Raw genomic sequence first — 26,586 nt, 5'->3', positions numbered from 1 at the left:
GTTTCCATCACTGGAAGCGGGGCTGTCGTTATGTCAGTAACAATTCCTTTAATCGACCAGGCGACGTTACGGTATACGTCGCAACGGTCTGACTCGTATGTTCGCTTATCAAACACGTCTTGATACCGCCACGATGTCCGGCTAAGACATCGAGTTCCCGGTCTCCAATCATGACCGTCTCGTCTCGTGCCATCTGATGCCGATTGACTAAATACGTGACAGCTTCCGGATCTGGCTTCCGGGCGAATCCATCCGGTGCCGTCAACACGTCTTGAAAATGATGGGTCAACCCGTGTTTTGCAAGCAACGCATGAATCGATGTTCCGCGATGGGTGACGATATGATGCGTCGCACCTCTCGTCGATAACGCCTCTAGCAGTTCACAAATTCCGGGAAACGGTTCAGATCGTTCTTGTTCGATCATCATCTTTTGTTGCTTGTAGTTCAGAATGAATGCTTCAGACACATCAAACGTCTCATACGCCGTTTTTGCTGAAATCGCCATCAACTCTGCTACTTGCTCACGTTCGACCGTTCGCCCCTCTCGCTCGAGTAATTCCACGAACACATCGACTAACACCGGATACGTATCAAACAAGGTGCCGTCAAAATCCCAAATGAAATGTTTCAACATCTGCCTCTTCCTCTCCCACTCTCTTGACGTCGACAAAGACGGCTTGCCCGTCCATCTCGACTTTCCATTGGCTGTGATCAAGACCTTCGCCAGAAATACGGATTCCGACCTGTCCGGGTCGTCCCATCTCGTGTCCTTGTTCGACGATGATCGCTGTTTCCGTTTCAAGTGGCTGGATGAATTTTCGATAATAGACACCCATCACACCACTCGCTGTTCCCGTAACCGGATCTTCGATGCTCCCTGCTCCTGTTGCCGAGAAGTGACGTCCGTGGATCGTCGCTTGTCGGTCATATGTATCGAAACAAATCGGATGAATCGAGGCTTGTGGGAGATCGGTCAACACGGTGGCAAAGCTTTGGTTATCCGGTATCATCCGGTGGAAGTCCTCAAGTCGACGAATCGGGAGGAGCAGTGTCCAGTTCCCAGTACTGCCGTATACGATTGGCCATCGGTCATCGAGATGTGTCAATTCAAGACCAATCGCGGCTAGAACGTGCTTTATGTCACCGTCAAACTGATGTAATCGTGGTTGTCCCTGTTGCAAGCGTAACATGCCGTTCGCTAAACGCATCACTGGCAAGATGCCTGACTTTGTCTCGATCTGACATGCCGTAGATAAACTGATTTTTGAATCAAGTGCCGTCAATGCAGCGATCGTGCCATGTCCGCATAAGTCCATTTCCCGTTCCGGTGCAAAGTAGCGCATGCGGTAGTCCGCTTGCTCGGATGACAGGACGAACGTCGTCTCGGTAAAGCCATTCGTACGAGCGATTCGTTGCATTTCCGCCTCAGTCAATTGATCGGCGTCTAAGACGACCCCAGCTGGATTACCGCTACCTGGCGTCGTTGTGAACACATCATAATGTAGCGTCTCGATCATTTTTCTGCTCCTCTCTTTTCTAAATAGCGTTCAACGGATCGTAAGGCGCCTTCTAAGTGTCCACCATAACTTGGATCGGTCTCTGTCCCAATCAGTGAAATCGCTGCATGCTCCACTCCGATATTAACGGCATGATATGCCGGGAAATCCACGAGCGGTGCTGCATCGGCTCGTGTTGCTGTCCAACTATCCGTCGACCAGTCTTTATATGCCCAACCAATCGACTGACGCGCTTGTTCACCGAACAGACGAACCAGCTGCGCGAGTACCGTTTCCTTGATTTCCGCCTCGGTCAATAACCGTCGTTCACGTGCCGGCGTCCGGAAAAAACCGAACAACGCTCCCGGTCCGTCTTGTGGGGAAGCGTCATGAATCTCTTGCACCATCCCAGTCCAGCTGATTGCCTGACCGGACAAGCCCGAATCACGCCAAAACGGATTCTCGTAAAAAATCAGACATTTCGCTTGCTGCGCCATCCAGGTCGGTAATGCTTCGAGTTCATCCAGGACTGCTTCAGGTAAAGCTGGCACATACGATAGTCTTGCCGCTAAACGTGGTGGGAGTGCGAGAACGATCTCATCGAACGGTTGACTCTTCCTTCCTGAACTGATGACCCTCCGGTTCGTGACATCAATCTGACTGACGGGAGACTTGAGTCGAATCGTTCCCGGTGTGAGTCGTGCAGCAAGTGCCGTAGCAACGGAGCGGATTCCGTCACGAAGGCGAAGCGCCGTCGGTTGATTCGCAACCACATGCGCCTCGATGCCGTTAGCCCGTTCAAGTCGAAGCGCACCCGTCGTATATTGTTCCAGTGTCGGTAAATCGAATCGATGGATCAAATCAACCATCAGTGGTTCGCTGTCCGGCCAAAACCAAGTCGGTCCAAGGTCAAACGCATATGCTTGTCCTGCTAAGTTGAAATCGACCGTCTCAATTCTCCCGCCGATTCGGTCGCGTGCTTCATAGATCGTCACGTCGTGTCCAAGCTCCTGCATACGCGTCGCGAGATACAAACCACTGATTCCTGCTCCAATGATGGCAACGTTCATTTCACTTCATCCTCTCGATTTAAGATGCTTGTTTTAGTATACCGGAACACGCGAAAAAACAAGGACGAGACGTCCTTGCCTTAGGATGATTGCATTTGCTGCCAGTCGTCTTCTTCATAAATCGATTGAACCCATTCAATCGAAACATACAAGGATCGGGCAATCGCTTCGTCCGTCTTCCCCAGTTTTCGCAATAGATGGACGATCCGAATCCTTCGTTCGAGCTCCCGGTCATCCGGTATCAGTTCAGGCATCATCTTCTCTTCTCCTTTCCACTGAATCGGCGATGGCGTTTTCAACAGAATACCCGATAATTATCTGAATATTCCGATTGATGTGCAGAAGCGAGGATTTTTGATAAAGTTCAGGGATAGATAACAGAAAGGAATTCATCGCTTTTTGTAGAAACATATTGAATAGGCGCAAAGTAGGATTTCTTGCGTCAACCAAACAGAATAGGAGTATGCATATGATTAAACGCAACGCACTATTTCGTCTGTCGATCGGCTTGCTGCTAACTGGTGTCTTTGGCGGTATCCTGTTAGATACCATCGGTTTCTTTCCACACGCGACAGCTTACTTATTAAGCATCCCGATTGCTTCGAATAGCACGGAGTTTGGGCTAGGATGGATTTTATCCGGTATGACGATCACTGGGCTGGTCACGCTTTTCTTATCCTTACATCATCATCAGGGATGGACGACGTTCGCTTGTCTCACGGCTGTCATTTTGACACCTTACGTATTTTAATATTCACTTAGGCTTCGAAGGACTGATCCTCTGGAATGACTTAGATGATCATCACATGACTGGAGTTGACTTTTGAGTCAGCTCCATTTTTTACATACATGACGTAAAGTCTACTTTACAAAATGTAAAACTGACTTTACAATGTAAACAACTGGAAAGGAGGTCGTCAGATGAAACTGACGAACCATGTCCGCCTCTATCGTCAACAGCACAAGTGGACACAAGAGCAGTTCGCGGAACGAATCGGTGTGACTCGCCAGACCGTCATCTCGCTTGAAAAAGGGAGCTATACGCCGTCGCTCTTACTCGCGATGCAGATTGCCCGCGTCTTTGATTGCCCGATCGAAGAACTATTTCAATTAGAGGAGGAATCCCGATGAAACGTGTCGTCACTCAATCTTTACTTAATTGTTGTCTCTACTTTTTAGCTGCTTATCTCATTAGTGTCATTCATGCTAATCTGCAGTTATTTCAAGATGATCCTGTATCCGGTACGGGATTGTCGCTGAAATTAGATGTAATGGGTGTCCTTCCAGTGCTAGTGATTGCGATTGTCCTCTCGATCGTCAGCTATTTCTTACGAGAAGACCGATCGCGTTCGTTCGCAACAGCAGAATTTTCCGACTCCGACGAACGTGAGGCACTGATCACCGGTAAAGCGACTCGAGCAGCGTACGTTGCTTTTATGATCAGTCTTCCCGTCCTGATGATTGCCTTTTTGTTCGAGCAACCGTTACTTCAACTGTATCCAGCGTTTCCGTTTTTTGCGATTGCTCTTGTCTTATCGATCGGAACACTGACGTACATGTCGGCTTGGATCGTGCACGTCCGGCGTTAACAACATTTGTTGAACACATCATGGAGGGTGATTCATAAATTATTCTCTACAAAGATAAGGGTGGCAGAATAATCATCTGTCACCCTTATCTTTGTAAAAAATGGCGCGTCACACGAATCTCCGATAGAAAAAATGCAAAAAGACGAATCATTCTTTTTTGAGTTATTCCTTCGTATTGTTCTGACCCTAATTGATTTCATTTCTTCTCTCCTTAAATTTACAAATGATACCATTCCTGCCATAATGATAGCATATTCCATTTAGATCGGAGGATTACATATGCAGACGATGCACCACTCGTTCGATACACAACGGTACCAGATTCGACCGGCTCGACTCAGTGACGCTGAAGCCCTCGCTGAACTCCGCCAAACACTCGATGCGGAAACGGAATACTTCGACCGAATGCCTGGTGAGGACGTGATGACCGCGACGGATTTCGCAGATCAGTTACGCGCTTCCTCGGTTCCGGATCGTATCCTCGTCGTCGAGCGCGATGGACGACTCATCGCCTACGCCCGATGTCGTGGTTTTCATTTAAAACGTTTCGCGCACAAGGCATCATTTGGACTCGGTGTACTTCAATCCGACTGGGGGCAAGGAATCGGTACCCAACTGCTGGAACGAATGATTGCTTGGGCAAAAGCGCAATCCCTGCAAAAAATTCAGCTCGAGGTCGTCGAGACGAACCTCGGCGCCATTCGTCTCTATCAGCGACATGGATTTCAAGAAGAAGGACGACTGCGTCATGACCGGTTACTATCGGACGGTTGCTTTTACGATACGGTTCTGATGGGCTTACAGCTATGAGTCTTTCGTTATCGATTGCGACATATAACATCTGGCATCACCCGCACAAACGACAAGAACGGTTCGAGGCGTTATGCGCGGAGATCAAGCAACACCAACCGGATATTCTCCTCCTGCAAGAAGTCATGTCGACGTTTCATCCGGATGAACCATTCGTCTCGATCGCTGAGCACCTCGCAGAGGCGACCGGTTATCCGTATATGATGATGGATCCTTACATGGATTCACCGGACGAAGGACTTGCCATTCTGACGAAATTACCGTTTGAACGAACCGATTCGAGTGCCGCTGCGACAGCAAACATCAACCACCACTGTGCGATTCGGATCCCGTTTTCGATTGAGGGTGTTCGTTTTGCCGTGACGAACATTCATTTCAACTGGCGTGCTTCAGACATTCGACTCGATCAACTTCGATTCGTCAACGAATGGATTGCCTCGCAGACGGATGACACGACGATCGAGTTCTTAGGCGGTGACTTTAATGATGGTCCACACTCCGCTCTGCATCACGCCGCGCTTAAGGAATGGGTCGATCTCGCCGGTAGTTTTGCCGCTCGTACAGGACAAATTGCCGCCGCAACGCTTGATTCTGTGACGAATCCGTACGCAAGGAAGAACGACGGCATCACAAGCCCCGTTCGATATGATTGGTTACTCTGTCAGCGTTCGCTTTCACAGGTGACCTTACAGAACGTCCAGCTGATCGGAAATCATAGACTGCCGCATCACCTTGTACCGAGCGATCATTACGGTGTCCTCGCTCATGTGACGCTACACTAAGACAACAGGTCTACACCCCTTACGGGCGCAGACCTGTTGCTTATTTTTTATATTCTTTTTCGGTTCCGTCTGAGAATTCGATTTCAACCTCTAAGCGGGAAGCATCTTGAATCGCAAACACACGCTCAACCTCACTGATGACCTCTTTTTCAGATGTATCCGCATCAATCTTTAAGTTCTTGAACTTTGCGTCGAGTTCCGCCATCGCGTCGTCTCCTTGCTTTTGCCCCCCTTTATAGCGATATTCCGCTTCCGTTCCGTCATTATCCCGATCATAGCTGATATCAATGGCATCGTTATCCCCTTCAACGTCCGCTTCAATCGACAAACTGTTGAAGCCATAATCCGTGTCGGCATTTTTCGTTACCGTATCCTTGTCTTGCATCGTATCGTCGGTTGTGTTCGAATTCGTTGATCCTTCTTCGACCTTGTCCGTCGACGTTTCGTCATTTCCGCAACCTGCAAGCATTAAACTCATCGCGAACAATGTCGCGACACCGTACCCTGTTAAACGTTGTTTTTTCATTCCATCACATTCCCTTCTGCTGGAATCGGATGTTCCTTTAACATCTTCGCAAAATGGTATAGGTTGGCAGCTAAAAACTGTGCGTGTCGCTTCGTAAAGTCGTTGTTCCGTCCTGCTTCGATGTACGATGGTCCTGGTCCCGCTTCACCGACCCAGTAAGCATCGACGTTCGGCGGAATCGTAAAGCCGATATGCGACAGACCGTACAAGATGGAAGCGGACGCATGTTTAGCTCCATCTTCATTCCCCGTGACGATGACGCCACCGACCTTGTTGTAGTAGATCGCTTGTCCGAGATCGTTCGTCAAGCCGCTTCCTCCGTATAATCGTTCAATGACTTGCGTCGCAACACTACTTTTTTCCCCCAGCCAGAGCGGTGTTCCGATGACGACGATATCCGCTCGTTTCACCTTTTCGAAAATCACGGGCCATTCATCCCCGTTGCCTTCGTCTTCCGTGACGCCGAACGCGACTTGGTGATCGACGATGCGGACAATTTCTGAAGTGACGTCCTCCTGTTTCCAATATGCGATCACGTCACGGATCAGTGCCTCCGTATTCGATGGTTCACGTGATGCTTTTAAGGTGCAGTTTAAAAATAAAGCGTGCAACATCCGTCCATCCTCCTCCGTCATTTTAAGTAGCATCATTCGTCTTTAGTACTTTCCTTCTTCCATCGACGGATAAACTAAAAAACCCTCGCTTCAGCGAAGGTAGGTCATGGTAGAAAAATTGAATTGAACAATCAAACGCGGAAACATCACTACATTACCGGAGGTCATTTCGTCGCTCCAACAACAACGTGTCTCGCCAGACACCATGATGCTGTGCGATGGCACGTCGTCGACCGACTAGCTCGAACCCAAGTCGCTCATGCAGCCGTCTGCTTGCGATGTTTTCTGGGAACATGTGTGATTGAAGCGTCCATATCCCGTTGGCGTCCGCATAGGTGATCAATGCCTCCATTAAGAATCGTCCACCACCGAGTCCTCGAGCGGAACGCTCTAGATATATACTGACTTCTCGAACGCCACGGTAGACATGACGTTCAGAAACACATCCCAGTTTAGCCCAGCCAATCACTTTTCCACCTTGCTCTAGAACGAATCGTTCAGATTGCATCAGCGTTGTCCACCACTCTTGCTCATGAATCATCGTTTCGAACGTCGCGTTTCCTTCTTCTACTCCTTGACGATAGATAGCTATCACAGTGCTACGATCTTTCTCTTCCATCGAACGAACAAGCATCGAATTCCCCCTCCCTGATTTACAATTGAATATGAGAAAATCATATATTTATTATTTGCAATTTGCAACTTTATATCGTATAACTGATTCATAAGCAAAATAACGAAAGGAGAGCTATACATGAATGAAACGCGTGAATTATTTCAAACGTTCACCCGGCGCTTCGGATTATTGAATAAGAATTGTTGTGCCGTCCTAGAAGAAGAAATTTCTCTCGTTCAAAGTCATCTGCTGTATCAGGTTGCCAAACATCCTGACTCCGCAATGCAAGAAATTGCGGACCAACTCGCTCTTGATATCACTACGTTCAGCCGACAAGTGCAAACATTGATTAAGCGGGACCTACTCGTAAAGCGTCCCGCGATCAACGATCGGCGAATTCACCTACTTCGCCTGTCCGAGAAAGGGTTACGTGTTGCTCAAGCCATTGACGAAGAGATGAACACGTATCTTGATTCCATCTTCTCATCAATGACTTCCTTCGAAAAAGCACATGTCCTCCAGGCAATCGACTTGCTGAATACGAAGATGGGCGAGAGTGACGTCTGCTGTAAACCATGTCTCTAATACTTGCAACTTACAAATAAAAAGGAGGTTTTATTCATGTCATACGCTTCTTCCCACCCCATCGTCATTATCGGTGCCGGTCCGATCGGTCTTGCAGCTGCAGCTCAACTTGTAGTGGAAGGTCAATCGTTTTTACTATTTGAGAAAGGTCCTTCGATTGCCCATCATATCAAACAATGGGAGCACGTCCGGATGTTTTCGACGTGGCAATACAATATTAGTGACGCAGCACGTCACTTGCTCGAGCTGACGGAATGGATCGCACCAGCAAACGATGCTGTGCCGACCGGAACTGAATTGATCAAACAATACCTTGCCCCACTTGCTGCATTACCGGAAATTGCTCCCTCTCTACATTTCCAACATAAGATTCTCTCGATTTCACGGGCAGGCCTAGACAAGATGACAAATGCCTCACGTGAAGTAACGCCGTTCGAATTAGTTATAGATACGCCGAATGGTCGTAAACATATTCTCGCTCGCGCGGTCATCGATGCGTCTGGCGTCCTCGGGCGACCAAACCCTGCAATCAGTTCCGGACATCGAGTCGAAATCGAGCAGAACTTATCTGTCCGGTATTCGATCGTAGATGCGAAACGTGATACTGTTGTTTTCGCGAATCAATCCGTCGCTGTCATCGGTAGCGGGCACTCGGCTTTGAACTCGCTCCTTGAACTCGTTTCCATTAAAGCGCAACACCCTGAAACGGAGATTCATTGGATTCTTCGCAAATCGGACCCCGTTCAAGCCTACGGCGGAGAAGACAAGGATGCATTGGAAGGTCGCGGAGCACTCGGTTCGCGTATCCGTCAGCTCGTTGAACGAGATCAGATTAGGGTTCACTCCAGCTTCAAGACCCAATCCATTGAATCGAAAGGGAAGTCGTTTGACATCACTGCTCAAGATGGCCGGTCCCTGCATCACATCGATCAGTTGATCGTCAACGCAGGAAGTCGACCCGACTTTTCGTTCCTCGAGGAAGTACGGCTTGACATCGACCCTGTCACCGAGAGTAGTCGAATACTTGCTCCTCTGATTGATCCGAACCTTCATAGTTGCGGAACTGTCCGTCCACATGGAGAAGCAGAGTTACGTCATCCAGATCTCGGACTTTATCTAGTCGGTGCAAAAAGTTACGGTCGTGCTCCGACTTTCCTGCTTGCGACCGGTTATGAACAAGTTCGATCAATCGTTGCTTTTCTTGTCGGAGACGAGGCACGTGCGAAGCAGGTCAAGTTATCATTACCAGAGACGGGTGTGTGCAACGTTTCCCTGCCACAATCATCGACTTCCTGTTGTTCTTAACAATATACATCGGACCAGTCTTAGACAGGTCCGATTTTTTCTGCCAACTCAATGATCACGCCTTCTGGTCCTCTTACGTAACATAGGCGATACTCATTTTCGTAATTCGCGACGTCGCCAATCGACTGATATCCATTGTCCGCTAAACGTTCGACGATCGCGGCGAGTGCCGTTACTTCAAAACAGAGATGACGCAATCCACCTGCGTGGACGGATTGGATCACGGAAGGCGTGTCACGCGGGTGTTTAAATCGAACGAGTTCAAGCCAGATTGCTTCACCTGGTAATCCGAGTGCAACACACTCCGTCTCCGCTCCCTCTAAATTTAATAAACGATCGAGTATTTCTCCTTTCATCTCCCATCGTCCGCGTACTTCGAGACCACAAAGCGAAAAAAAGTGAATCGCTTCTTCTAAATTCACGACGTTCAGGCTGATATGATCCATTCGTTTACTCGGCATCCGTCACTCCTCCTCAAGTGTGTCAAAATGTTGTCAAACCGTTGATAGACCACACATCAAGAGCGTTTCGACATGGTGTCTGAAGACTGTATCGTCAGTAAAATAAAAGTATGAAAGGTCGTGTCCACTTACGAAAAGGAGTCGAAACAACATGGAAGACGTCAACCTTCTCGTTCTTGCGACCCAGTATATGTTCTGGGTCGGATTCGTCGGAATGGCCGCCGGTACGCTCTATTTTCTCATCGAACGAAATTCCCTCGCCCCGGAATACCGCTCGACCGCAACAGTCGCTGCACTCGTCACGTTCGTCGCTGCGATTCATTATTATTTCATGAAGCAAGCTGTCGGGGAATCGGGTTTGTTGTCGGAGATCGATGGCTTTCCGACTGAAATCCGCTACATCGACTGGCTTGTGACGACGCCTCTCTTGCTGATCAAGTTTCCGCTGTTGCTCGGTTTAAAAGGTGGAAAAGGACGTTCCCTTCTAACGAAACTCGTCATCGCCGACATCATCATGATCATCGGTGGGTATATCGGCGAGTCGTCGATTAATCTGGCGGGTGGCTTCACGCAACTCGGTCTTTGGGCATACGTCGTCGGTTGTGTCGCATGGTTCTATATCATTTATCTCTTGTTCACGAATGTCACGAAAGCCGCTGAAGATAAGCCTGCCCCAATTCGCAAAGCCTTGCTGCAAATGCGCTTGTTCATCTTGATTGGATGGGCGATTTATCCAGTCGGTTACGCGGTCACCTTGTTTGCACCCGGCATCGAAGTGCAGCTCGTCCGCGAATTGATCTATAACTTTGCGGACTTGATCAACAAGGTAGGATTCGGTCTGATTGCTTTCTTCGCCGTCAAGACGATGTCCGCAACACAAAAATTGAAATCCACTTAATCAAAAGACCGGATGCTCAAAACATCCGGTCTTTATTTGAATTGATGTTGTTGTTCATAAGAAATGTCTTCATTTTTGATGACATAACCCGCTAACTCGATATCTTTTTCACGAAATTGCAACATATAAATCATGTTCGGTTCATTCGCGAATTCGACTTCAATCGTATACGGATTTGCTGACGATTCGTATGAAAACTTCTGTGGTCTCATCGTATATGCTTCACCTGGAAACTGGCGTGCCAGTTCTACTTTTGCGCGCTTCGTATTCTCAGCAATCTGTTGATTGACGAGCGTCGGTCGGATGTACCAAAAGGAACTGCACCCGATTGCCACCAAACCAAGTAAAATCAAACCATACCGCTTCCATCGCTGCGGCAGGAATATCACGCCGCAACCGATTACGAGTAGTGTAAAAACGATCGTCATCCCTTCGATTATGAAATTTGGTACCATCTTTTTCACTCCTTTCGTTCTATCCTCGACTAGAAAACCGTGGTATGATCGATTCCTATGACAAAAAATAGGAGGTATTGCATGCGAAAGATCATCCTGATTGGTTCCGGTGGATCCGGTAAATCGACGCTTGCCCGCAAGATGGGCAAAAAACTCGGTTATCCCGTCGATCACCTCGACACCTTATTATGGCGCCCGAACTGGGAGGCGGTTTCGCGTGAGGAGCAACGCCAGATTCAACATACGCTCACGTCGCGCGACACGTGGATCATTGACGGCAACTACGGTGGAACGCTTGACTTACGAATCAATGCCGCGGATACGATCATTTTCCTTGATTTACCGCGGACACTCTGTCTGTACCGGGCGCTGAAACGGACCTGGCGCTACCGCAAAACCGGTCGACCGGATATGGCAGCAGACTGCCCGGAGAAACTATCGTTCGATTTTCTGAAATGGATTTGGCGTTTTCCGATTGATAAACGACCGAATATCCTCTCAACGCTTACAGCGACGTCCGATAAACAGGTCATTCATTTGACGTCCCGCCGTGCTGTCAAACAGTTTCTTCAATCACTTTCATAACATCTATCTGCTGCTTTGTATCATTCTTACTTAACCTGTACATACGACGCCACACGCTTACTCCCCTGCTTGTTTTCCATTCATTACCACAAATAAAAAAAACGACCATGATGGATTACCCACATGGTCGTCGTTCAATATCTTACACAGTGAATCTACCTGTGACTTGTTTTAAATCATCTGCCATCGTCGCGAGTGATTGGGACGCGGATGAGATTTCTTCCATCGACGCCATCTGCTCCTCGGTCGAAGCGGAGATGTTTTGTGTTCCGGCAGCAGTCCCTTCCGTCACTGCTTGAATCGTTCGCATGACAGAGGCAATCTGCTCACTTGCTGCCGCCATTTCCTGTACGGCACCAGACACTTCTTCGACGTGCCCTGTCACGTCGGTGATCGCTGTCTCGATTTCTGAGAATGAGGCACCGGCTTGATCGGCAACGGCAATCCCGCTCGTCATCTCGGTTGAGACTTTCTCCATCGAGGCGACCGATGCTTCCGTCTCTTGTTGAATGACCCGTATCAACGACTCGATCTGTTTTGCCGAGACCGCCGACTGCTCCGCGAGCGTCTTGACTTCCGCTGCGACGACGGCGAATCCGCGCCCTTGTTCACCGGCGCGAGCTGCCTCGATTGCTGCGTTTAATGCGAGCAAGTTCGTTTGTGCCGCGACACCTTTGATGGAATCCGTGATTTGACCGATTTCCTGCGATCGGTTACCAAGACCATCAATAACACGGCTCAGTCGAGAGACATCTTCTTGAATTCGTTCCATTTGGGTCCCGAGAGTTCCAACGACTTGACCACCGAGTGCGACTTTTTCCATCGCATCCGCTGTGCGTTCCGTCATTTGTTGCGCATTACCGGCGACGTAACGGACCGACGTCGTCAACTCTTCAATCGTCCGTGAGGCATCCGATACTTGATGCAATTGTTGACTTGCACCGCTTGCCATCTCTTCCATCGTCACGGCGACCATTTCCGTCGCTTTCGTCGTCGATTCCGCATTGACGCTCAACTCGTCCGACGCAACAGCGACACGGTCAGCCGTACCGGTTAGTTCAAGCACGACTTGTTGCTGTGACGCAATCATTTCATTGAAGGACGTCGTCAACTGTCCAAGCTCGTCTTTTGAGTCGTATGTTCCACGGACGGTCAAATCCCCGTTCCCCGATTGATCCATCCATCCCTGCAATTGACGAATCGGACGCGTGATGAGACGTGTAATGTACATGGCAAGTCCTGCAAACAAGAGGACCGCGAGTAAAAAAATACCGAGCATTAAGTAAAAGGCCGTTTGTTTTTCTGCTTGATTCTGAGCATCTAGCGTCTTTGCTTGTTTTGTCATCGAAGCCATCAATGACTTCGCAGAATTTGCGACGTTATCCCGGACTTGTTCTAGACCTTGCGTGTATGCCGTATAGGCTTCTTCGGTTTCGTTGCGCGTCGCCGCATCCTGGACGATCGTCATCGAATTATCATAGGCGAGGACATTATCCTTTAATTCTTCGAGCTGTTTCTTCTCTTGCGCATTAAAGTGTCCTGCTTTTTCGATTTTCGTGACGGATGCGCGAATCTGTTCCTGACGCGTATCGATGTCAGCTTGCAGTTCCGTGACCCGTGCCTCGTCCTTCGTTAACATCATCTCGACTAAAAACGAATCGAGCGCGCGTGTATCAATCCGGATTTGAGCCACTTCCTGGATCGGTAATAAGTTTTCCTGATACATCGCTCGGGAAGCATTCGACATCTGATTCAAGAAATAGAGTCCTGCCCCCGCAATCAAAAGCATCGCAACGACGGCTGTTGCGATCAAAGCTTGTATCTTCCGTCTGACTGACATGTGTTTCATTCCATCCCCTCCCGTTTTTGTTATCGGTTCAAGAATGAAAAAGTTGACTATTTTTTCAATATTCCCATACTTTAGATGTGCTTCATAAAGACTTGCCATACGACTTTCTCGCTCGCGTTCGATATAATCAGCATACAGCAGTTGAAGAAAGGATGAATCGTATGCAACGTGTAGCCAATGAAATCACACAATTCCGCGGCAGTCATTATGAATTCGGTCGCGAACAAGGGCGTTACGTCAAACGAAACCAGTTGCTCCATAACCGGGAGGACAACTGGAAGATCCGTGTTCCGCGCTTTCAAGTCGATCCGGTCGAGACGAAGGAGATGTTCCTCCGCTACGCCCCGCATATTTGGGACGAGCTACTCGGACTTCAAGACGAACTTGAACTATCGCTGCCGGATACGTTACTGCATTTTGGGCACTACCGGGTCGAAGGACCGAAAAGTGGTTGTTCGATCATGACCGGTGATAATTTCCTCGTCCGCAATTACGACTATCATCCGATGACATACGATGGTCGATTTTCCGTCTTTCAACCGAATGATGGCGGATCAGCAATTATCGGTCCCGCTTCACGGGTGACCGGTCGGATGGACGGGATGAATGAACATGGGCTTGCGATGGGCTATAACTTCATCAACCGTCGCCGCCCGGGCGATGGGTTCGTCAGTTTCATGATCGGGCGGATCATCCTCGAGATGTGCACGTCGGTCGATGATGCGATCTCACTCGTCAAGGAGATTCCACATCGCGGATCGTTCACGTACGTCGTCCATGATAAATCCGCGCGTTCGTTCGTCATCGAGGCGACGGCACGCGACGTCCAAGTGCGGGAATCGAACATGTGCACCAATCACTTCGATTTGCTGCAACACGAAAACCGCTATCACCTGGATGACTCGAAACGTCGGATGATGGAGCTAAAGACGCATCAACATATGATTCAAGATGCGGAGTCCGCTTTCCGACTGCTCAACGATACTGATAAAGGCGTCTTCGCTGATTTATATGCACAGTGGGCAGGAACGATTCATACGTCTGCCTACTTCCCGGAAGAGTTGAAGGTCTGGTTCGCGCTTGGTGGTGATCAGGAACCGGTCACGTTCGACTTTGCCGACTGGCTCGCTGGCAATGACTTCACAGCAAGCGAGATCACAGGTGAACTGGAGACGAACATTCAGTTCGCGAATACATTACAGACGTGGCGTTAATACACGAACTCCCTTAGTGAACGGTTCACTAAGGGAGTTTTTGTTCAAAATACATGTTGCAGTAACTGTTGATCACTCGCTTGCGATAAGTTTTTGTGAATGACTTGATCAGGTTTTGCCTTCAACGCTTGTTCCAAATAGCTCGCCTGGCTCCGCTCACCAATTAAAATCAGTCGTTCCCAGTCTTGTGTCCGTCGTAATGTATCGATTTCAGACGCTAGTTCACGATAGAAGCGTTCCGCTTGCTGATTGACACGTGCTTGGAAATCGTCTGACTGACTACTGCTTGACGCCCCTTGCCGTGCACTTCGTCCTTGATAACGCCGCCATTGTCCCGTATCCAAATCAAGTTCATAGTTCCGTCTTGATTCGACTTCTCCGACTCGAACATCAAGAATCGATGCCGAGTCGAGATGCGTCAAGACGATACCCGTTTTCGGAAACTGATGATCAAGCACCTCCAATTGATTGACGTTCGCTTTTGGACCATAGCTGACCTCATCGGTCACGTCTACTTGAAGCAGATGGAGTTCCTTCAATTGACCATCGTCCGTAAAGAAAGCAACGACACTACGTAATAGTTGCGTCCGATGTTCTTGAATCGCCCGCTCAACAGCATCAAAACACCCTTCAATCGCTGATTGATCTTCGTGTTCAGACAGGATACGTTTTCGCTCATTACGTAAGATCGTTTGCCATTGATTCCGTTTGTCTGGTGCAGTGCTCAGATAGACCGATAAGACTGGCTTGCCTGAATAATTTTTCAGACGACTAATATCCTCTTGTAATCCCATTTTCCAAACCTCCATTCAATAGATGAACGACGCTAAAATACCGGTGATGAAGACGGATGTAATCGTCACCGTCGAAAAACCGGCGACGACCATCTTCGGTAAAATTTCGTTTTCAATGATTTGGACCTCATCTTCCGTCTCCCCGATATTTTTAGCAGCTTCTTGACTGAGAATCAATGTACCTGGAAAGCCATATAAGGACGTCAAACCAATCGCGATCGCCATCGAATAGGAATATCCGAGCAGTTTCCCGGCAAGCATCGCGAACAATACGATACCTAGTACACCAAGAGAAAAGGCAATCAAGAGTGGTACGAGTAGTTCGACGAGGTCCGCAAATGAAGTCGTCGCAAGCGGTCCAAAGATGATTAATAAAATCGCCAGCATCATCAGACCATAGGCATCGATTCCGTTCAAGACGTTTGGTTTTAGGACGCCAGTTGCCCGTAAGGCGATACCGAGCAACAAGGCAATGACGAACGTATTGAGCCAGCCATTCGTCAAACCGCTGAGAAACGTCGAGATGATTACGACGACTCCGACGACGAACAATGTACCTGCCGTCGTTTGAAACGGTTCCGGAAGAATCGTTTGCTTTTCAGTGGTTTGTTCTGGATTAAGCTCCGTACGTTTCGTAATACTACCATCCCGAACACCGTCCCGAATCCGGAGCGCTTCTTTCCGAAGAATGATCGATGTCAGCGGAAAACCGATCAATCCTTGTAAGGCTGCAATCAAGACTGGAAAAACAGCGACAGAGATTAGTCCAGCATTTAATGCTTCCTCCTGCACGATGATGACGGAAATCGTTCCACCACTGATGGCAGCAATCGCACTTAAGACGTAATTGGTATCAAGCAGTAATCGTCCGATCGTAAACAATAGGACACTAATGCCTAACACTGCTGATACCCCGATCAAGAACGTTTTCCACTGTCGCTTGAATTCATCAAGACTGATCAAAGTTCCGAGGTGGACGATGATCATACCGACGACCGTTTGACCAAGTGGCAGTAATGAGGACGTCGGTAACAAATCTTCTGGAAAAAGATTCGTCTTGAATCCAATTAAGAAAATAATGGAGGCAACGAATAAGGAAGATAATAAGGCCTTCGTTTTTTTCGAAACATAATCGCTGACAGTCCAGATGAGCATGATGATCGTAAAGGCGATGATGGGTTGCATGCGGTTTCCTCCCTTTTAGACGACCAGGCGGCAGCTTATCCATGACCAAGAACACCTTACTTTGACGATGGGAAAGAAGGCATCTGTCGAACGAGTTCAAGAGCGAAGTTGACGGCATGTTCGAATTCTTCGATTAGAATATATTCATTCACAGTATGAATTTCTTCGTAACCGATCGATACGTTGACGACATGCTTCCCTTTTTCATTAAAAACGTTAGCATCGGTTCCTCCACCACACCGCTCAAAACGAGCATGACGCCCGACTACCTCAAGACACGTTTTGGCATGGACCACTAGTGGATGCGTCTCTTCAAAATGATATCCGGTGATCAGGGGCGTCGCCTGAAAGTCCAGTTTTGCTCCATACTTCGTGACCTCTTCGTTTAATAACGTCTCCATCATCTTGACGTGTTCTAAACACTTGTGATGATTGAACGAACGAACTTCTGCGACGAATTCTAACCGTTCCATGACGACGTTCATCGCCGTTCCACCATTTATCTGACCGATATTCGCTGTCGTTTCATGGTCAATCCGTCCTAGCTTCATCCGACTGATTGCCTGAGCAACGACTTCAATTGCCGATATCCCTTTTTCAGGTTCGAGACCGGCGTGAGCGGCGCGACCGGTCACGCTTACATCCAACCGATACATCGAGGGGCTCGTCGTGATGATCCCACCGACGGGACCTCCATTATCAAGGACATATCCATAGGTCGCTTCTAACATCGCCATGTCGACGGCCATCGCCCCTAGCAAACCAACCTCTTCCCCTGCCGTCAGGATGAATTCGATCGGACCGTGCTGAATTCGTTGTTCTTGAATCCGTTTAATCAATTCGAGCATGATTGCGATCCCTGCCTTATCATCCGCAGCAAGTATCGTCGTCTGATCCGACTCGATCCGATCGTCTTTTTCTCGCGGACGAATGCCTTGACCGGGGGAAACGGTATCCATGTGTGAGGAGAAGAAGATCGGTTCAATTCCTTCAACACCCTTAAGACGGGCAACGAAGTTATTGGCACCTAGTCCTGTCTGCCCTTTTGTATCATCCTCTAAAATCGTCAAACCAAGTGCTTGAAAACGCTGAATTAAAGCATGCTGAAACTCCCCTTCTGCGTAAGATACAGAATCGATTTGAACCAACTCCATGAATTCTTGTAAGAGTCGCGACGTTGACATCTTGATTCCTCCTCCCCCTAAGTGCTTGATGAAATGGATCATGAAATGATTTGAGCATGTTCGACAACTGTTTATTCGGTTTAGTCGAGTGAATGAATCCGTTGGGAGAATCAAAGAGAGATGATGAGAATAATCAGGAAGGCGTACTGTGCTTGTCAATGCGATGTTTTAGCAGCCTCATACGAAAAGGAATGAAGGGAGTGTGCGAAGTAGATCAATGAGGCTTTTCACTTATAAGAACGATGCGATCAAGTTAACTTATGATTACCCATTCTGTTTAGAAAATAACAATTATATGTAAAAAAGAATATATTGTTCAAAATATTCAAATTATTTTAGGCGTTTTCGGGAAAGGATACAACATGTCCATGATATTTAGAGAGGGTGATCGTTTTGTCTCGCTTGATTTCCAATCGTTCCTTTCGCATCGGATTGTTCATCTTGCTCGTGCTTGGAATCATCTACATGGCACGGCTCGTCGACTTTCTCTTTTACCCGTTGTTCGTTCTTTTCACGACGATTTTCACACCTTTCATCATCGCTGGTATATTATTCTATCTGTCGGTCGGCTTCGTCGATTCACTTGAACGCCGACTCCGCTCACGTAAACTAGCTATCGTCATCGTCTTGATCGGCTTATTCAGTCTTGTTCTTCTTTTCTTTTTGACGTTATTTCCTTTGATCACGAAACAATTGGTTGCTTTCGTAGCTGCCGTTCCTGGATTTGCTGAACGATTGTATGCACAATCCTTGTCGTTGTATGCAAAATACGGCACCTCCATCCCATCCATTGAAGATAACTTCGCATCGTTCGAAAACTCGATGAAAAGTGCGACGACTTTTCTTGGTCATGTTTTTTCATCCATCGCAGGGTCCGTCGTTTGGTTGATTCGATTCATTGCTTCAACCGTCTTCACATTGTTCATTGCCCTCTTTTTATATGTTTTCATGTTAGTGGACGGAAAAAAATTACCGAACGCTTTGGTCCAGTTCATTCCTGCGAGTTATCGAAAAGAAGCCCTATTCATAATAAAAGACATGAATGGAACGATTCGGTCATACGTCCGTGCCCAATTGATCGTCTGTACTTTCGTCGGGAGCCTCGCGACACTTGTCCTTTGGTGGCTTGATATCCCCTACTTCTTGCCACTCGGCCTGTTTATCTTCGCGACGAACATCATTCCTTATCTCGGTCCTTTCCTTGGAGCAGCTCCCGCAGTCGTGATCGCCTTTCTCGATGAGCCGATCAAAGGACTGTACGCCATCATTGGCATTACGATCGTGCAACAGCTTGATGCTAACGTCATTTCCCCACTCGTTCAAGGAAAATCATTAAGAGTCCATCCGATCACGATCACGGTCGTCTTACTCGTTGCTGGGCAACTAGCAGGCATCCTCGGAATGTTACTCGCGGTTCCGTTTTACGCCGTTGCTAAAGTCACCATCCTTAATGTCATCAAACTTGCTAGGCTTCGACATACCGCATTACGATCGGACGAACCAGTTCCGGATCATATCCCGGAAAATCCAACCTAAGATACCACACGCCACTACGATTCCAGGAACCAAGAGGACATGACTATGCGCCGCCCACCAAGCCGAGAATCGGTTCAACAATCCGTAAGCTCCTAAACGATGGACCAAAAACGTCCAACTCAACGCATAGACACCGGTTCCGGCTAATGTCACGAGTACGTACTGTCGAAATGGATAGGCGAGCAACCCTGCCATGTAATGGATCGGACGACGAACACCAGGAAGAAAAAACGATGTAGCGATGGCAATCGTTCCCTTCTCTTTTAGAATCGCCTCTGCTTTTGCCAGATGTTTATTCGTCAAAAGCTTTTGGAAAAAAGGGAGTTCTCGGAACAAACGCGGAATACCGTAAAAGAGAATAAAACAAACGAAACATGCTGACCAGACCAACAAAAAAATGGCGAACGGCACTTGACCTTGCTGTAGCCAATTCGAAATTTGACGGATGACCAATAAATCATCCGAAATCGGAATGAAAATGATGCGTGAGATGAAGCGTACCCACTCCAAGACCATCGTCCCTTCCTCCTGTCAACTTCATTCTTTTGAAAACGAGGTGTTCGTATTGATGGACTATACCCTTATTCTATCGATTTTGTTCTACGCCATCTTCTTCGCCAACGTCGCCGCAGCCATCGCCATCCTATTCTTCGAGCGACGCGACATCAGCGCGACCTGGGCTTGGTTGATGATTCTTTTTTTCCTACCGATCATTGGTTTCTTAGTTTACTTAGTACTCGGTCGCTCATTAAAACAGGACTCCTTTTACCATGTGCCTGAAGAACGCCTCCGAGTACGTGAACAACAATTCGTTGCACAAGACAAAACCGAAATCGCACCCAACACCTCTCTTTTTCCTTATCGTAAATTGATTCAAGCCAATCGGGCGTCAGGTGCCCTCTTAACAGAAGCGACAGATGTCCGGACACTATTCGATGGTCATCAGAAATTCGATACCTTACTGGCAGATATTCAAAAGGCACAACTCGAAATCAACATCCAATATTTCATCCTGAAACGCGATCCGCTCGGCGATCGACTTCTTACTGCCTTGTTCGAACAAGCCAAGCGCGGTGTCAAAGTTCGGATTCTGTATGATGCCGTCGGATCTTGGAAATTAAAAGCGAAGGACTTTGATGCGTTCAAAAACGATGGTGGTGAGGTTCGGTCGTTCTTTTCATCACCGCTTGGAATCTTGAACCTACGAATCAATAACCGCAATCACCGAAAATTGTGTACGATCGACCGACGCATCGGCTACATTGGAGGATTTAACGTCGGTTCCGAGTATCTCGGGGAAGATGAACATTTCGGCTATTGGCGAGATACGCACCTACGCGTCCTCGGTCCTGTCGTTGAAGAGCTTGAATATCATTTTGAACAAGATTGGGATGCGGCAAGTAAAGAACGAACGGATTGGTCGACGACCCCGATTCCAGCACATGACCGAACGAACGATCCTGTACCGGTTCAAATCGTCACATCGGGACCAACATCTGAATTGGAATATTTAAAGAACATGTTAATTCAAATGATTCTTACAGCAGAAAAGTCCATCTATATCCAGTCTCCTTACTTCATCCCCGATACGAGTTTCATGGATGCCTGCAAAATCGCTCTTGCCTCAGGCGTGACACTAAAAATCATGATCCCGAATCAACCGGATCATCCGTTCGTTTACTGGGCAACCTATGCCTCTGTCGGTGAATTGATTCAACATGGCGCTGACGTATATACGTATGAACTTGGATTCATGCATGCGAAGACGATCGTCGTCGATGGAAAGATCGCTTCGGTCGGAACGACGAACATCGATGCGCGAAGTTTTCGCTTGAATTTTGAAATGAATGCGATTCTCTATCACCAAGCCGTAGCAGAAGAATTGGAATTACTCTTTTTGTCTGACGTCGCAGATAGCGAAAAGCTGACCATTGAAAAATATGCTGCTCGCTCGCGGATGATTCGTTTCAAGGAGAGTATTTCTAGGCTCTTGTCACCCATTCTATGACAAAACCCGCCCTCACTTCAGGCGGGTTTTGTCATTATTTATCCAATAAGGACTTCGACATATAATAATCCGTCTTCTCGTACCCAAGCGATTCATACACATGAATCGCCCGTTCGTTATGCGCAAAGACGTGTAAGGAAATCTTCTTGACGTTCATCCGCTTCAACATCACTTCCAGTAAGCGGAGCGCTTCCTTGCCGTATCCTTGGTTTTGCTTTTCAGACGTAATCTTGACGTCGAAGATGAAAGCGCAACGTCCGCGTGATTCTTCTGTCACATGGACCCAGACCATTCCAAGATCGTTCCCTGTCTCGTCACGAAACGTAAATAAGTAGTGATCCTTCGTCTTCAGACCTTCTGGCAACAATGTTGCGAACTCTTCTGTCGCCTTCTCGAGCGATTCGTTTTCTGACCACGTACCAGCACGACACTTCTCTGCCGCATACTCATCGATTGCGACCGGTAAATAAGTCTCATACGTCGCTTGACTCATTTGCTCGATGCGCATGCTGCCACCTCCTGCGTTTTCGTCCAGTCCCGTCGTAACATCGCATAGATCTGGATGTCGTGATACGTCCCGTACAATTTCTCAGCGTCCCGTAAGACGCCCTCTTCCGTGAACCCGAGTCGTTCCGGAATTCGTCTGCTTCGGACGTTTCCGGTCGCACACTCGATGACGACCCGGTTCAATCCGAGCGTCTCGAAACAATAGTGCGTGACGAACCGGACGACGTCTGTCATGACGCCTTTTCGTAGTCCCTTTTCTCCTAGATAATAGCCGATCGACGTTTGCCCAAGATGCCGATTAATTTCATGTAAACTGATCGTTCCGACGAGCTCGTCCTGAAGATAGATGCCACACGTAAAGCCGTTGCCATCGGCGAACTGTTGTAGCCATGCTGGAATGACGATCTCCTGATATGTACTTGCCTCTGTTGCACCATCGACCCAACCGAGCCATTCGCGAAGATGGGCACGATTGGCATCGACGAGGGCGAATAATTCTTCCGCATGGTACCGTTCGATTAATTGAAGCGATACGTGATCGGATACTTGTAACCTGAACATGACCTCTCCCCTTTCTAGTATCTGTTGTTTGACGTTACGTCGTCGTTTCCCTGCTTGACGTCACGTTCCATTCCATTCGTCTCGAGCGGACAGCCATTCCAAGTGTCTCGTAAAAGGCAATCGCTTCCTGATTGGCGTCATCGACGCCGAGTTCGATTTTGTCACAGCCAATCGTTTCCGCGTGCGCGTAAGCGGCTTGCATCAATCGTCTCCCAACTCCTTGTTTTTGATGCGTATCCGCAACGACGAGACTGATGACGCGTAAGTAATGCGTATCGAAGACGAAACCACTTCCTTCGAAGATGTCTTCCTTTAGGACGATCACACCGGCAAGCCCATCTTGTTCCGCAACGAGTAATGCATAATCCGGATTCTCGAGTTGCGACAGAAATAAGTCTTCCGGAACCGGCATCTCGTGCGGACGGTAATGATCAGGTCGTAAGGCGACGTGTTGATCGTGGATTTGCTGGAACAATGGAATCAATGCCTGAAAATCGTCAGGACGGGCAGTACGAATGTTCATCAGAAGTTCGCTCCCTTTTCGTTTGGTAGTATATTAACATATTATTCCAAAGTGTAGGGGTACTTTTTATACAAAACGGCACTCCGGTTATCGGAATGCCGTCTCTCACTTAAATCGCTTTTGTAAAATCTCGCGCTGTCTCCGTTAACGACGATGCTGCACTCTGCACGTCATGGAAACGATCGACCGTTTCCGCGACGACCGTGACGCTTGCTTGCGCATCGGTCGTTGCTTGCGTCATCGCACGGGCAATCCGCTGCAGTTCATCATTCATTCGTTGTGTCGTTTGCCGGACATCGACGACGGCTTGTTCGACGAGCTTTGAGAGATTTCGGACTTCCGTCGCGACGACATTGAATCCTTTGCCGTGTTCTCCAGCTCGCGCTGCCTCAATCGATGCATTGAGTGACAAGAGATTCGTCTGTGACGCAATGGTTTTGATCGTCTCCGTCACTTGAGTGATGTCCTGTGCCTGGCGTTGCAACCGTTCAATCGTCTGATGATTATCACGAGTCGTCTCGGCCATCTGTTCGATCGTTCGCCGTAACGCTTCGCTTTCCTGCTCGCCATGCGTCGATCGCGTATTCAAATCACTAGCAATCGTGTCAAACGAAGTCGCGAACTTTTGAATCGTCTGCTGACGATCCGTAATATCGGAGGCAATCTTCAAGACACCTGTCACTTCCGTTCCATCGTAAATCGGCATATAGGTTGCTTCTAGCCAAATCGATTGACCATGCGCATCGATGCGTTCAATTTTATCTGCCGTACTGAAGCCACTAAACAGCTTCTGCCAAAATGCTTGGTAACTGTCACTCATTGCAAACTCCGTCGTGCAGAAGAGATGATGCTGCATTCCGATCATCTCTTCTCGTTTATACTTCATCGTCTTTGCGAATAAACCATTAACGTCGACGACACGACGTTGCCGATCGAATCGAATCATTGCGACATTATCTCGCAAGGAGGCTAAAATATCTTGGGATCCTAGGTCGGTTGAAAGTTGGGTGGTCATGATTACAAGCTCCTCTCGCCATCTACCTCCTGTTACAGGCTATCCAAGATATTACAAATCGGAATAGTATGAATTAAAGATATATGACTAAAATTTTTTATCTTCTTTACATATAGCCAGACAGCGATGGAATGAAACGCGTTTTCTCTAAATATTCATATCCTACACCTCTTTTTTAAACTTGTCTTTTGTTCCCAACCTGCTATACTCAAATCGATACTTATTAAATTAATTTAATAAGTAATTTAGATGGGAGGTCTTTGTTTGACTGAACTGATTTCACGTACACGTCACGCTTTTTTAGTCGAGCATCTCGATACGATCCCTGCGATTCGTCACGTTTTGGATGTTAGTTTTCCGACTGCGAGCAAACAGATCGATCAGATGATCGCTGCTCGGGAAATTGAAGAGACACCACTTGAATTGGTTCGCGGAGGGCGTCCGGCAAAACGGTATCGCTATCGCGCGGATCACTTCCACGGACTTGCTCTTTATCTCGAACGCACGTATCTGCAGTATCGCATCCACGACGTCGGTGGACATCTGATCGCAACAGATCGGTTGACGTTCGATTCGTCGGATCATGGATCTATTTTATTGAAAACGCTGACAACATTACTCGACGATCATCCATCTATTCAAACGCTTGCGATTGGTGTTGCTGGTGCCGTTGATACCACCGGCACGATCCTATTCGCCCCAGATTATCCGACGCTAGACGGTCGCCCCTTGCAACAAGAACTGACGGAACGGTTCGGGCGACCCGTCATCGTCGAAAATGATATGAACGCGGCGGTCCGTGCACAAGCTTCTGATAACGAGACGACTGTCTATGTGTATCTCGGGACGAACGGACCGGGCGCCGGCGTCGCCGTTTCCGGTCATGTCATCCGCGGAGCGCATCATTTCGCTGGAGAGATCTCGTTCATCCCGTTTGACGAGAAGCGAAATGTCGGTCAAGTCCTCGCGACGACTGCACCGCACTCTGACGACTGGTATGAAGCGTTATGTCGAATCATTCTCTCGTTTAGCGTCACTTTGAATCCAGATGTCATCTTGTTTACAGCGTCCGATGTCTCGGATGACGGATTAGCACGGTTGACGGAACGATGCGCCAAGCGCTTTCCGCTCGACAAATTACCTCAATTGAGGCAAGGCGACTGGGAAACTGATTATTTAGATGGTCTGATGCAACTGAGTATTCAGTCATTCATTGAACAAATTCCGTTAGGAGGTCTCGCCCGATGACCCGTTTACTGTTACCTTTGATTTATCTCGCTTTCATCAGTCTTGGTCTGCCGGATGCATTACTCGGTACAGCGTGGCCTGTGATGCGGCTCGATCTCGACGCACCGCTCGACATGGCAGGTTGGCTCTTCATGACGATCGCTGCCGGAACGATCGTTTCGAGTCTGTTTAGCGGTCGCTTGATTGAACGTTATTCAACGGGTCCGATCACGGCAGCTTCTGCTGGTTTGACGGCACTGGCATTGATCGGTTTTTTCGTTGCTCCGTCCTTGATTTGGCTCTTCGTCCTTGCAATCCCGCTTGGACTCGGTGCTGGAGTCGTCGACGCGGCGTTAAACCACTTCGTTGCCACCCATTATCAAGCACATCATATGAACTGGCTCCATTGCTTCTGGGGCATCGGTGCGACGGCTGGTCCGCTCATCATGGCTGGTGTATTGCTCGATTCCGGCTGGCGTTTAGGTTACCTCGTCGTCGGCGCATTGCAACTCGTCTTGATGATTGTCTTAATCGTCAGCTTACCCCTCTGGAAGCGGGCTCCGAAACAGGTGTCTGAACAGGTTCAGACCGTGAACACATCATCCGGAAAACCACGCGGATTGGTCGCCGCTCTCGCAGCGTTTTGCTTTTATTGCGGGGTTGAGGCGGTCGTCGGGCTGTGGGGCAGTAGTTATCTTGTCCAAGTCCGGTCCTTTTCCGTAACGTCAGCAGCGACGTGGATTTCCGTCTACTATGGAAGCATCACTGCGGGGCGCTTCATCAGTGGTTTTCTATCGCTACGCTGGTCGAATCGTCGTTTGATTCGTGTCGGTCAATGGACGGCATTCATCGGAGCAGCCTGTTTCATCCTCGCACCCGCTGCCTGGATGCCGCTTGGTTTCGTACTTGTCGGTCTTGGTCTCGCACCGATTTACCCGGCAATGCTCCATGAGACACCGGTTCGCTTCGGGGAGGCTGCGGCGCAACGGCTGATGGGGGTACAAATGGCATTCGCTTATACCGGTAGTACCTTCATGCCGCCATTGTTCGGATGGCTGGCGACGTCCTACTCCTTATCGTTGTTCCATTGGTTTACGATCAGTCTCATCTTCTTGATGCTGGTCGCTACGGAAGGGTTGAACCGGATGTTGTTCAGACAGCGATTGGCAAAAGCGTCTTGAAAAAGGAGGA

At 48.3% G+C, this 26,586-nt stretch carries 32 protein-coding genes; 14 read left to right on the top strand and 18 right to left on the bottom strand.

What is annotated here, in order from left to right:
• Positions 1–28 precede the first annotated feature (28 nt).
• The 4 genes from K7G97_RS08325 to K7G97_RS08310 all read right to left on the bottom strand — a co-directional run bounded on the left by K7G97_RS08325 (position 29) and on the right by K7G97_RS08310 (position 2,823).
• Positions 29–634 (bottom strand): HAD-IA family hydrolase, encoded by a 606-nt coding sequence (locus K7G97_RS08325; protein ID WP_223041960.1) that lies wholly within the window; start codon positions 632–634, stop codon positions 29–31.
• Positions 606–1,517: a PhzF family phenazine biosynthesis protein gene (locus K7G97_RS08320; protein ID WP_223041959.1), complete on the bottom strand. Its 912-nt coding sequence runs from the start codon at positions 1,515–1,517 to the stop codon at positions 606–608. Before K7G97_RS08320 ends, K7G97_RS08325 begins: the two co-directional genes overlap by 29 nt.
• The gene (locus K7G97_RS08315; RefSeq protein WP_223041958.1) at positions 1,514–2,566 is read right to left on the bottom strand and encodes a flavin monoamine oxidase family protein; all 1,053 of its coding nucleotides are present in this window, start codon (positions 2,564–2,566) and stop codon (positions 1,514–1,516) included. The genes K7G97_RS08320 and K7G97_RS08315 overlap by 4 nt, the downstream gene beginning before the upstream one ends.
• Before the next feature lie 80 nt (positions 2,567–2,646).
• Positions 2,647–2,823: a hypothetical protein gene (locus K7G97_RS08310; RefSeq protein WP_169738094.1), complete on the bottom strand. Its 177-nt coding sequence runs from the start codon at positions 2,821–2,823 to the stop codon at positions 2,647–2,649.
• A 212-nt stretch (positions 2,824–3,035) separates the two neighbouring features.
• Between K7G97_RS08310 and K7G97_RS08305 the strand changes: the two genes are divergently transcribed.
• The 5 genes from K7G97_RS08305 to K7G97_RS08285 all read left to right on the top strand — a co-directional run bounded on the left by K7G97_RS08305 (position 3,036) and on the right by K7G97_RS08285 (position 5,747).
• Positions 3,036–3,317 carry a hypothetical protein gene (locus K7G97_RS08305; RefSeq protein WP_223041957.1) on the top strand — a complete coding sequence of 94 codons (282 nt, stop codon included), beginning with the start codon at positions 3,036–3,038 and terminating at the stop codon, positions 3,315–3,317.
• Between the two features lie 170 nt (positions 3,318–3,487).
• A complete protein-coding gene (locus K7G97_RS08300) occupies positions 3,488–3,697 on the top strand; it encodes a helix-turn-helix transcriptional regulator (RefSeq protein ID WP_223041956.1) in 210 nt (69 codons plus the stop codon).
• Complete coding sequence (locus K7G97_RS08295) at positions 3,694–4,155, top strand: DUF2178 domain-containing protein (protein WP_223041955.1); 462 nt, start codon at positions 3,694–3,696, stop codon at positions 4,153–4,155. The genes K7G97_RS08300 and K7G97_RS08295 overlap by 4 nt, the downstream gene beginning before the upstream one ends.
• 279 nt (positions 4,156–4,434) lie before the next feature.
• Entirely contained in the window at positions 4,435–4,965 is a 531-nt protein-coding gene (locus tag K7G97_RS08290; protein ID WP_223041954.1) for a GNAT family N-acetyltransferase, read from the top strand.
• Entirely contained in the window at positions 4,962–5,747 is a 786-nt protein-coding gene (locus K7G97_RS08285) for an endonuclease/exonuclease/phosphatase family protein (RefSeq protein WP_223041953.1), read from the top strand. The genes K7G97_RS08290 and K7G97_RS08285 overlap by 4 nt, the downstream gene beginning before the upstream one ends.
• Positions 5,748–5,787: 40 nt before the next feature.
• Here K7G97_RS08285 and K7G97_RS08280 read toward each other — a convergent pair whose 3' ends face one another.
• The 3 genes from K7G97_RS08280 to K7G97_RS08270 all read right to left on the bottom strand — a co-directional run bounded on the left by K7G97_RS08280 (position 5,788) and on the right by K7G97_RS08270 (position 7,521).
• Complete coding sequence (locus tag K7G97_RS08280) at positions 5,788–6,273, bottom strand: YusW family protein (protein WP_262415823.1); 486 nt, start codon at positions 6,271–6,273, stop codon at positions 5,788–5,790.
• A complete protein-coding gene (locus K7G97_RS08275) occupies positions 6,270–6,923 on the bottom strand; it encodes a flavodoxin family protein (RefSeq protein WP_316499934.1) in 654 nt (217 codons plus the stop codon). Before K7G97_RS08275 ends, K7G97_RS08280 begins: the two co-directional genes overlap by 4 nt.
• Positions 6,924–7,041: 118 nt before the next feature.
• The gene (locus tag K7G97_RS08270; protein ID WP_223041952.1) at positions 7,042–7,521 is read right to left on the bottom strand and encodes a GNAT family N-acetyltransferase; all 480 of its coding nucleotides are present in this window, start codon (positions 7,519–7,521) and stop codon (positions 7,042–7,044) included.
• Between the two features lie 120 nt (positions 7,522–7,641).
• Here K7G97_RS08270 and K7G97_RS08265 point away from each other — a divergent pair, with 120 nt between their 5' ends.
• A complete protein-coding gene (locus K7G97_RS08265) occupies positions 7,642–8,088 on the top strand; it encodes a MarR family winged helix-turn-helix transcriptional regulator (protein ID WP_055968020.1) in 447 nt (148 codons plus the stop codon).
• Positions 8,089–8,124: 36 nt separating this feature from the next.
• Positions 8,125–9,393, top strand: a complete 1,269-nt coding sequence (locus K7G97_RS08260; protein WP_223041951.1) for an NAD(P)-binding domain-containing protein — start codon at positions 8,125–8,127, stop codon at positions 9,391–9,393.
• A gap of 20 nt (positions 9,394–9,413) precedes the next feature.
• Here the strand turns inward: K7G97_RS08260 and K7G97_RS08255 are convergent, their stop codons facing one another.
• Positions 9,414–9,854: a VOC family protein gene (locus K7G97_RS08255; protein ID WP_223041950.1), complete on the bottom strand. Its 441-nt coding sequence runs from the start codon at positions 9,852–9,854 to the stop codon at positions 9,414–9,416.
• A 151-nt stretch (positions 9,855–10,005) separates the two neighbouring features.
• On the opposite strand from K7G97_RS08255, the gene K7G97_RS08250 reads away from it, so the two are divergent.
• Positions 10,006–10,752 carry a bacteriorhodopsin gene (locus tag K7G97_RS08250; protein ID WP_223041949.1) on the top strand — a complete coding sequence of 249 codons (747 nt, stop codon included), beginning with the start codon at positions 10,006–10,008 and terminating at the stop codon, positions 10,750–10,752.
• A 32-nt stretch (positions 10,753–10,784) separates the two neighbouring features.
• Here K7G97_RS08250 and K7G97_RS08245 read toward each other — a convergent pair whose 3' ends face one another.
• Positions 10,785–11,207: a hypothetical protein gene (locus tag K7G97_RS08245; RefSeq protein ID WP_223041948.1), complete on the bottom strand. Its 423-nt coding sequence runs from the start codon at positions 11,205–11,207 to the stop codon at positions 10,785–10,787.
• An 81-nt stretch (positions 11,208–11,288) separates the two neighbouring features.
• Between K7G97_RS08245 and K7G97_RS08240 the strand changes: the two genes are divergently transcribed.
• Positions 11,289–11,792: a DNA topology modulation protein gene (locus tag K7G97_RS08240; protein ID WP_223041947.1), complete on the top strand. Its 504-nt coding sequence runs from the start codon at positions 11,289–11,291 to the stop codon at positions 11,790–11,792.
• A gap of 142 nt (positions 11,793–11,934) precedes the next feature.
• Here the strand turns inward: K7G97_RS08240 and K7G97_RS08235 are convergent, their stop codons facing one another.
• On the bottom strand, positions 11,935–13,641 hold the full coding sequence (locus K7G97_RS08235; RefSeq protein WP_223041946.1) for a methyl-accepting chemotaxis protein: 1,707 nt from the start codon (positions 13,639–13,641) through the stop codon (positions 11,935–11,937).
• Between the two features lie 161 nt (positions 13,642–13,802).
• Here K7G97_RS08235 and K7G97_RS08230 point away from each other — a divergent pair, with 161 nt between their 5' ends.
• On the top strand, positions 13,803–14,855 hold the full coding sequence (locus K7G97_RS08230; RefSeq protein ID WP_023468255.1) for a C45 family autoproteolytic acyltransferase/hydrolase: 1,053 nt from the start codon (positions 13,803–13,805) through the stop codon (positions 14,853–14,855).
• Positions 14,856–14,899: 44 nt separating this feature from the next.
• On the opposite strand, the gene K7G97_RS08225 is transcribed toward K7G97_RS08230, so the two are convergent.
• From K7G97_RS08225 to K7G97_RS08215, 3 genes are read right to left on the bottom strand one after another with little or no spacing between them, the layout of a single operon-like run.
• Positions 14,900–15,649, bottom strand: coding sequence for a VLRF1 family aeRF1-type release factor (locus K7G97_RS08225; protein ID WP_223041945.1), 750 nt, complete (start codon positions 15,647–15,649; stop codon positions 14,900–14,902).
• Between the two features lie 15 nt (positions 15,650–15,664).
• Complete coding sequence (locus K7G97_RS08220) at positions 15,665–16,834, bottom strand: hypothetical protein (RefSeq protein ID WP_223041944.1); 1,170 nt, start codon at positions 16,832–16,834, stop codon at positions 15,665–15,667.
• A 56-nt stretch (positions 16,835–16,890) separates the two neighbouring features.
• Positions 16,891–18,018: a M20/M25/M40 family metallo-hydrolase gene (locus tag K7G97_RS08215; RefSeq protein WP_223041943.1), complete on the bottom strand. Its 1,128-nt coding sequence runs from the start codon at positions 18,016–18,018 to the stop codon at positions 16,891–16,893.
• 384 nt (positions 18,019–18,402) lie between these two features.
• On the opposite strand from K7G97_RS08215, the gene K7G97_RS08210 reads away from it, so the two are divergent.
• Positions 18,403–19,554 carry an AI-2E family transporter gene (locus tag K7G97_RS08210; protein WP_262415822.1) on the top strand — a complete coding sequence of 384 codons (1,152 nt, stop codon included), beginning with the start codon at positions 18,403–18,405 and terminating at the stop codon, positions 19,552–19,554.
• Here K7G97_RS08210 and K7G97_RS08205 read toward each other — a convergent pair.
• Complete coding sequence (locus K7G97_RS08205) at positions 19,504–20,070, bottom strand: DedA family protein (protein WP_223041942.1); 567 nt, start codon at positions 20,068–20,070, stop codon at positions 19,504–19,506. The genes K7G97_RS08210 and K7G97_RS08205 overlap by 51 nt on opposite strands.
• Positions 20,071–20,122: 52 nt before the next feature.
• Between K7G97_RS08205 and cls the strand changes: the two genes are divergently transcribed.
• On the top strand, positions 20,123–21,562 hold the full coding sequence (gene cls, locus K7G97_RS08200) for a cardiolipin synthase (protein ID WP_223041941.1): 1,440 nt from the start codon (positions 20,123–20,125) through the stop codon (positions 21,560–21,562).
• A gap of 34 nt (positions 21,563–21,596) precedes the next feature.
• Here the strand turns inward: cls and K7G97_RS08195 are convergent, their stop codons facing one another.
• From K7G97_RS08195 to K7G97_RS17580, 4 genes are all read right to left on the bottom strand, one after another.
• Positions 21,597–22,070: a GNAT family N-acetyltransferase gene (locus K7G97_RS08195; RefSeq protein ID WP_223041940.1), complete on the bottom strand. Its 474-nt coding sequence runs from the start codon at positions 22,068–22,070 to the stop codon at positions 21,597–21,599.
• Positions 22,052–22,630, bottom strand: coding sequence for a GNAT family N-acetyltransferase (locus tag K7G97_RS08190; protein ID WP_223041939.1), 579 nt, complete (start codon positions 22,628–22,630; stop codon positions 22,052–22,054). Before K7G97_RS08190 ends, K7G97_RS08195 begins: the two co-directional genes overlap by 19 nt.
• A gap of 34 nt (positions 22,631–22,664) precedes the next feature.
• Entirely contained in the window at positions 22,665–23,153 is a 489-nt protein-coding gene (locus K7G97_RS08185; RefSeq protein ID WP_223041938.1) for a GNAT family N-acetyltransferase, read from the bottom strand.
• 109 nt (positions 23,154–23,262) lie between these two features.
• A complete protein-coding gene (locus K7G97_RS17580) occupies positions 23,263–24,168 on the bottom strand; it encodes a methyl-accepting chemotaxis protein (protein ID WP_223041937.1) in 906 nt (301 codons plus the stop codon).
• Between the two features lie 264 nt (positions 24,169–24,432).
• On the opposite strand from K7G97_RS17580, the gene K7G97_RS08175 reads away from it, so the two are divergent.
• Together K7G97_RS08175 and K7G97_RS08170 are read left to right on the top strand one after the other, a co-directional pair.
• On the top strand, positions 24,433–25,416 hold the full coding sequence (locus tag K7G97_RS08175) for an ROK family protein (protein WP_223041936.1): 984 nt from the start codon (positions 24,433–24,435) through the stop codon (positions 25,414–25,416).
• The gene (locus K7G97_RS08170) at positions 25,413–26,576 is read left to right on the top strand and encodes an MFS transporter (RefSeq protein ID WP_223041935.1); all 1,164 of its coding nucleotides are present in this window, start codon (positions 25,413–25,415) and stop codon (positions 26,574–26,576) included. Before K7G97_RS08175 ends, K7G97_RS08170 begins: the two co-directional genes overlap by 4 nt.
• Positions 26,577–26,586: the final 10 nt, after the last annotated feature.

The sequence above is a fragment of the Exiguobacterium acetylicum genome (genome assembly GCF_019890935.1).
In the GTDB taxonomy this organism is placed as follows: domain Bacteria; phylum Bacillota; class Bacilli; order Exiguobacteriales; family Exiguobacteriaceae; genus Exiguobacterium_A; species Exiguobacterium_A abrahamii.
The sequence above is the reverse complement of the archived record's forward strand: the minus strand, read 5'-3'. Positions and strand labels throughout refer to the sequence as shown.

Bases quoted from the DNA above. Each gene is read 5' to 3' on its own strand.
- K7G97_RS08305 (WP_223041957.1), top strand. From the start codon at position 3,036: ATGATTAAACGCAACGCACTATTTCGTCTGTCGATCGGCTTGCTGCTA.
- K7G97_RS08290 (WP_223041954.1), top strand. From the start codon at position 4,435: ATGCAGACGATGCACCACTCGTTCGATACACAACGGTACCAGATTCGA.
- K7G97_RS08285 (WP_223041953.1), top strand. From the start codon at position 4,962: ATGAGTCTTTCGTTATCGATTGCGACATATAACATCTGGCATCACCCG.
- K7G97_RS17580 (WP_223041937.1), bottom strand. From the start codon at position 24,168: ATGACCACCCAACTTTCAACCGACCTAGGATCCCAAGATATTTTAGCC.
- K7G97_RS08240 (WP_223041947.1), top strand. From the start codon at position 11,289: ATGCGAAAGATCATCCTGATTGGTTCCGGTGGATCCGGTAAATCGACG.
- K7G97_RS08275 (WP_316499934.1), bottom strand. From the start codon at position 6,923: ATGATGCTACTTAAAATGACGGAGGAGGATGGACGGATGTTGCACGCT.
- K7G97_RS08170 (WP_223041935.1), top strand. From the start codon at position 25,413: ATGACCCGTTTACTGTTACCTTTGATTTATCTCGCTTTCATCAGTCTT.
- K7G97_RS08310 (WP_169738094.1), bottom strand. From the start codon at position 2,823: ATGATGCCTGAACTGATACCGGATGACCGGGAGCTCGAACGAAGGATT.
- K7G97_RS08295 (WP_223041955.1), top strand. From the start codon at position 3,694: ATGAAACGTGTCGTCACTCAATCTTTACTTAATTGTTGTCTCTACTTT.
- K7G97_RS08300 (WP_223041956.1), top strand. From the start codon at position 3,488: ATGAAACTGACGAACCATGTCCGCCTCTATCGTCAACAGCACAAGTGG.
- K7G97_RS08250 (WP_223041949.1), top strand. From the start codon at position 10,006: ATGGAAGACGTCAACCTTCTCGTTCTTGCGACCCAGTATATGTTCTGG.
- K7G97_RS08185 (WP_223041938.1), bottom strand. From the start codon at position 23,153: ATGAACATTCGTACTGCCCGTCCTGACGATTTTCAGGCATTGATTCCA.
- K7G97_RS08225 (WP_223041945.1), bottom strand. From the start codon at position 15,649: ATGGGATTACAAGAGGATATTAGTCGTCTGAAAAATTATTCAGGCAAG.
- K7G97_RS08270 (WP_223041952.1), bottom strand. From the start codon at position 7,521: ATGCTTGTTCGTTCGATGGAAGAGAAAGATCGTAGCACTGTGATAGCT.
- K7G97_RS08195 (WP_223041940.1), bottom strand. From the start codon at position 22,070: ATGCGCATCGAGCAAATGAGTCAAGCGACGTATGAGACTTATTTACCG.
- K7G97_RS08215 (WP_223041943.1), bottom strand. From the start codon at position 18,018: ATGTCAACGTCGCGACTCTTACAAGAATTCATGGAGTTGGTTCAAATC.
- K7G97_RS08265 (WP_055968020.1), top strand. From the start codon at position 7,642: ATGAATGAAACGCGTGAATTATTTCAAACGTTCACCCGGCGCTTCGGA.
- K7G97_RS08205 (WP_223041942.1), bottom strand. From the start codon at position 20,070: ATGGTCTTGGAGTGGGTACGCTTCATCTCACGCATCATTTTCATTCCG.
- K7G97_RS08255 (WP_223041950.1), bottom strand. From the start codon at position 9,854: ATGCCGAGTAAACGAATGGATCATATCAGCCTGAACGTCGTGAATTTA.
- K7G97_RS08245 (WP_223041948.1), bottom strand. From the start codon at position 11,207: ATGGTACCAAATTTCATAATCGAAGGGATGACGATCGTTTTTACACTA.
- K7G97_RS08315 (WP_223041958.1), bottom strand. From the start codon at position 2,566: ATGAACGTTGCCATCATTGGAGCAGGAATCAGTGGTTTGTATCTCGCG.
- K7G97_RS08220 (WP_223041944.1), bottom strand. From the start codon at position 16,834: ATGCAACCCATCATCGCCTTTACGATCATCATGCTCATCTGGACTGTC.
- K7G97_RS08325 (WP_223041960.1), bottom strand. From the start codon at position 634: ATGTTGAAACATTTCATTTGGGATTTTGACGGCACCTTGTTTGATACG.
- K7G97_RS08235 (WP_223041946.1), bottom strand. From the start codon at position 13,641: ATGAAACACATGTCAGTCAGACGGAAGATACAAGCTTTGATCGCAACA.
- K7G97_RS08260 (WP_223041951.1), top strand. From the start codon at position 8,125: ATGTCATACGCTTCTTCCCACCCCATCGTCATTATCGGTGCCGGTCCG.
- cls (WP_223041941.1), top strand. From the start codon at position 20,123: ATGGACTATACCCTTATTCTATCGATTTTGTTCTACGCCATCTTCTTC.
- K7G97_RS08280 (WP_262415823.1), bottom strand. From the start codon at position 6,273: ATGAAAAAACAACGTTTAACAGGGTACGGTGTCGCGACATTGTTCGCG.
- K7G97_RS08320 (WP_223041959.1), bottom strand. From the start codon at position 1,517: ATGATCGAGACGCTACATTATGATGTGTTCACAACGACGCCAGGTAGC.
- K7G97_RS08230 (WP_023468255.1), top strand. From the start codon at position 13,803: ATGCAACGTGTAGCCAATGAAATCACACAATTCCGCGGCAGTCATTAT.
- K7G97_RS08190 (WP_223041939.1), bottom strand. From the start codon at position 22,630: ATGTTCAGGTTACAAGTATCCGATCACGTATCGCTTCAATTAATCGAA.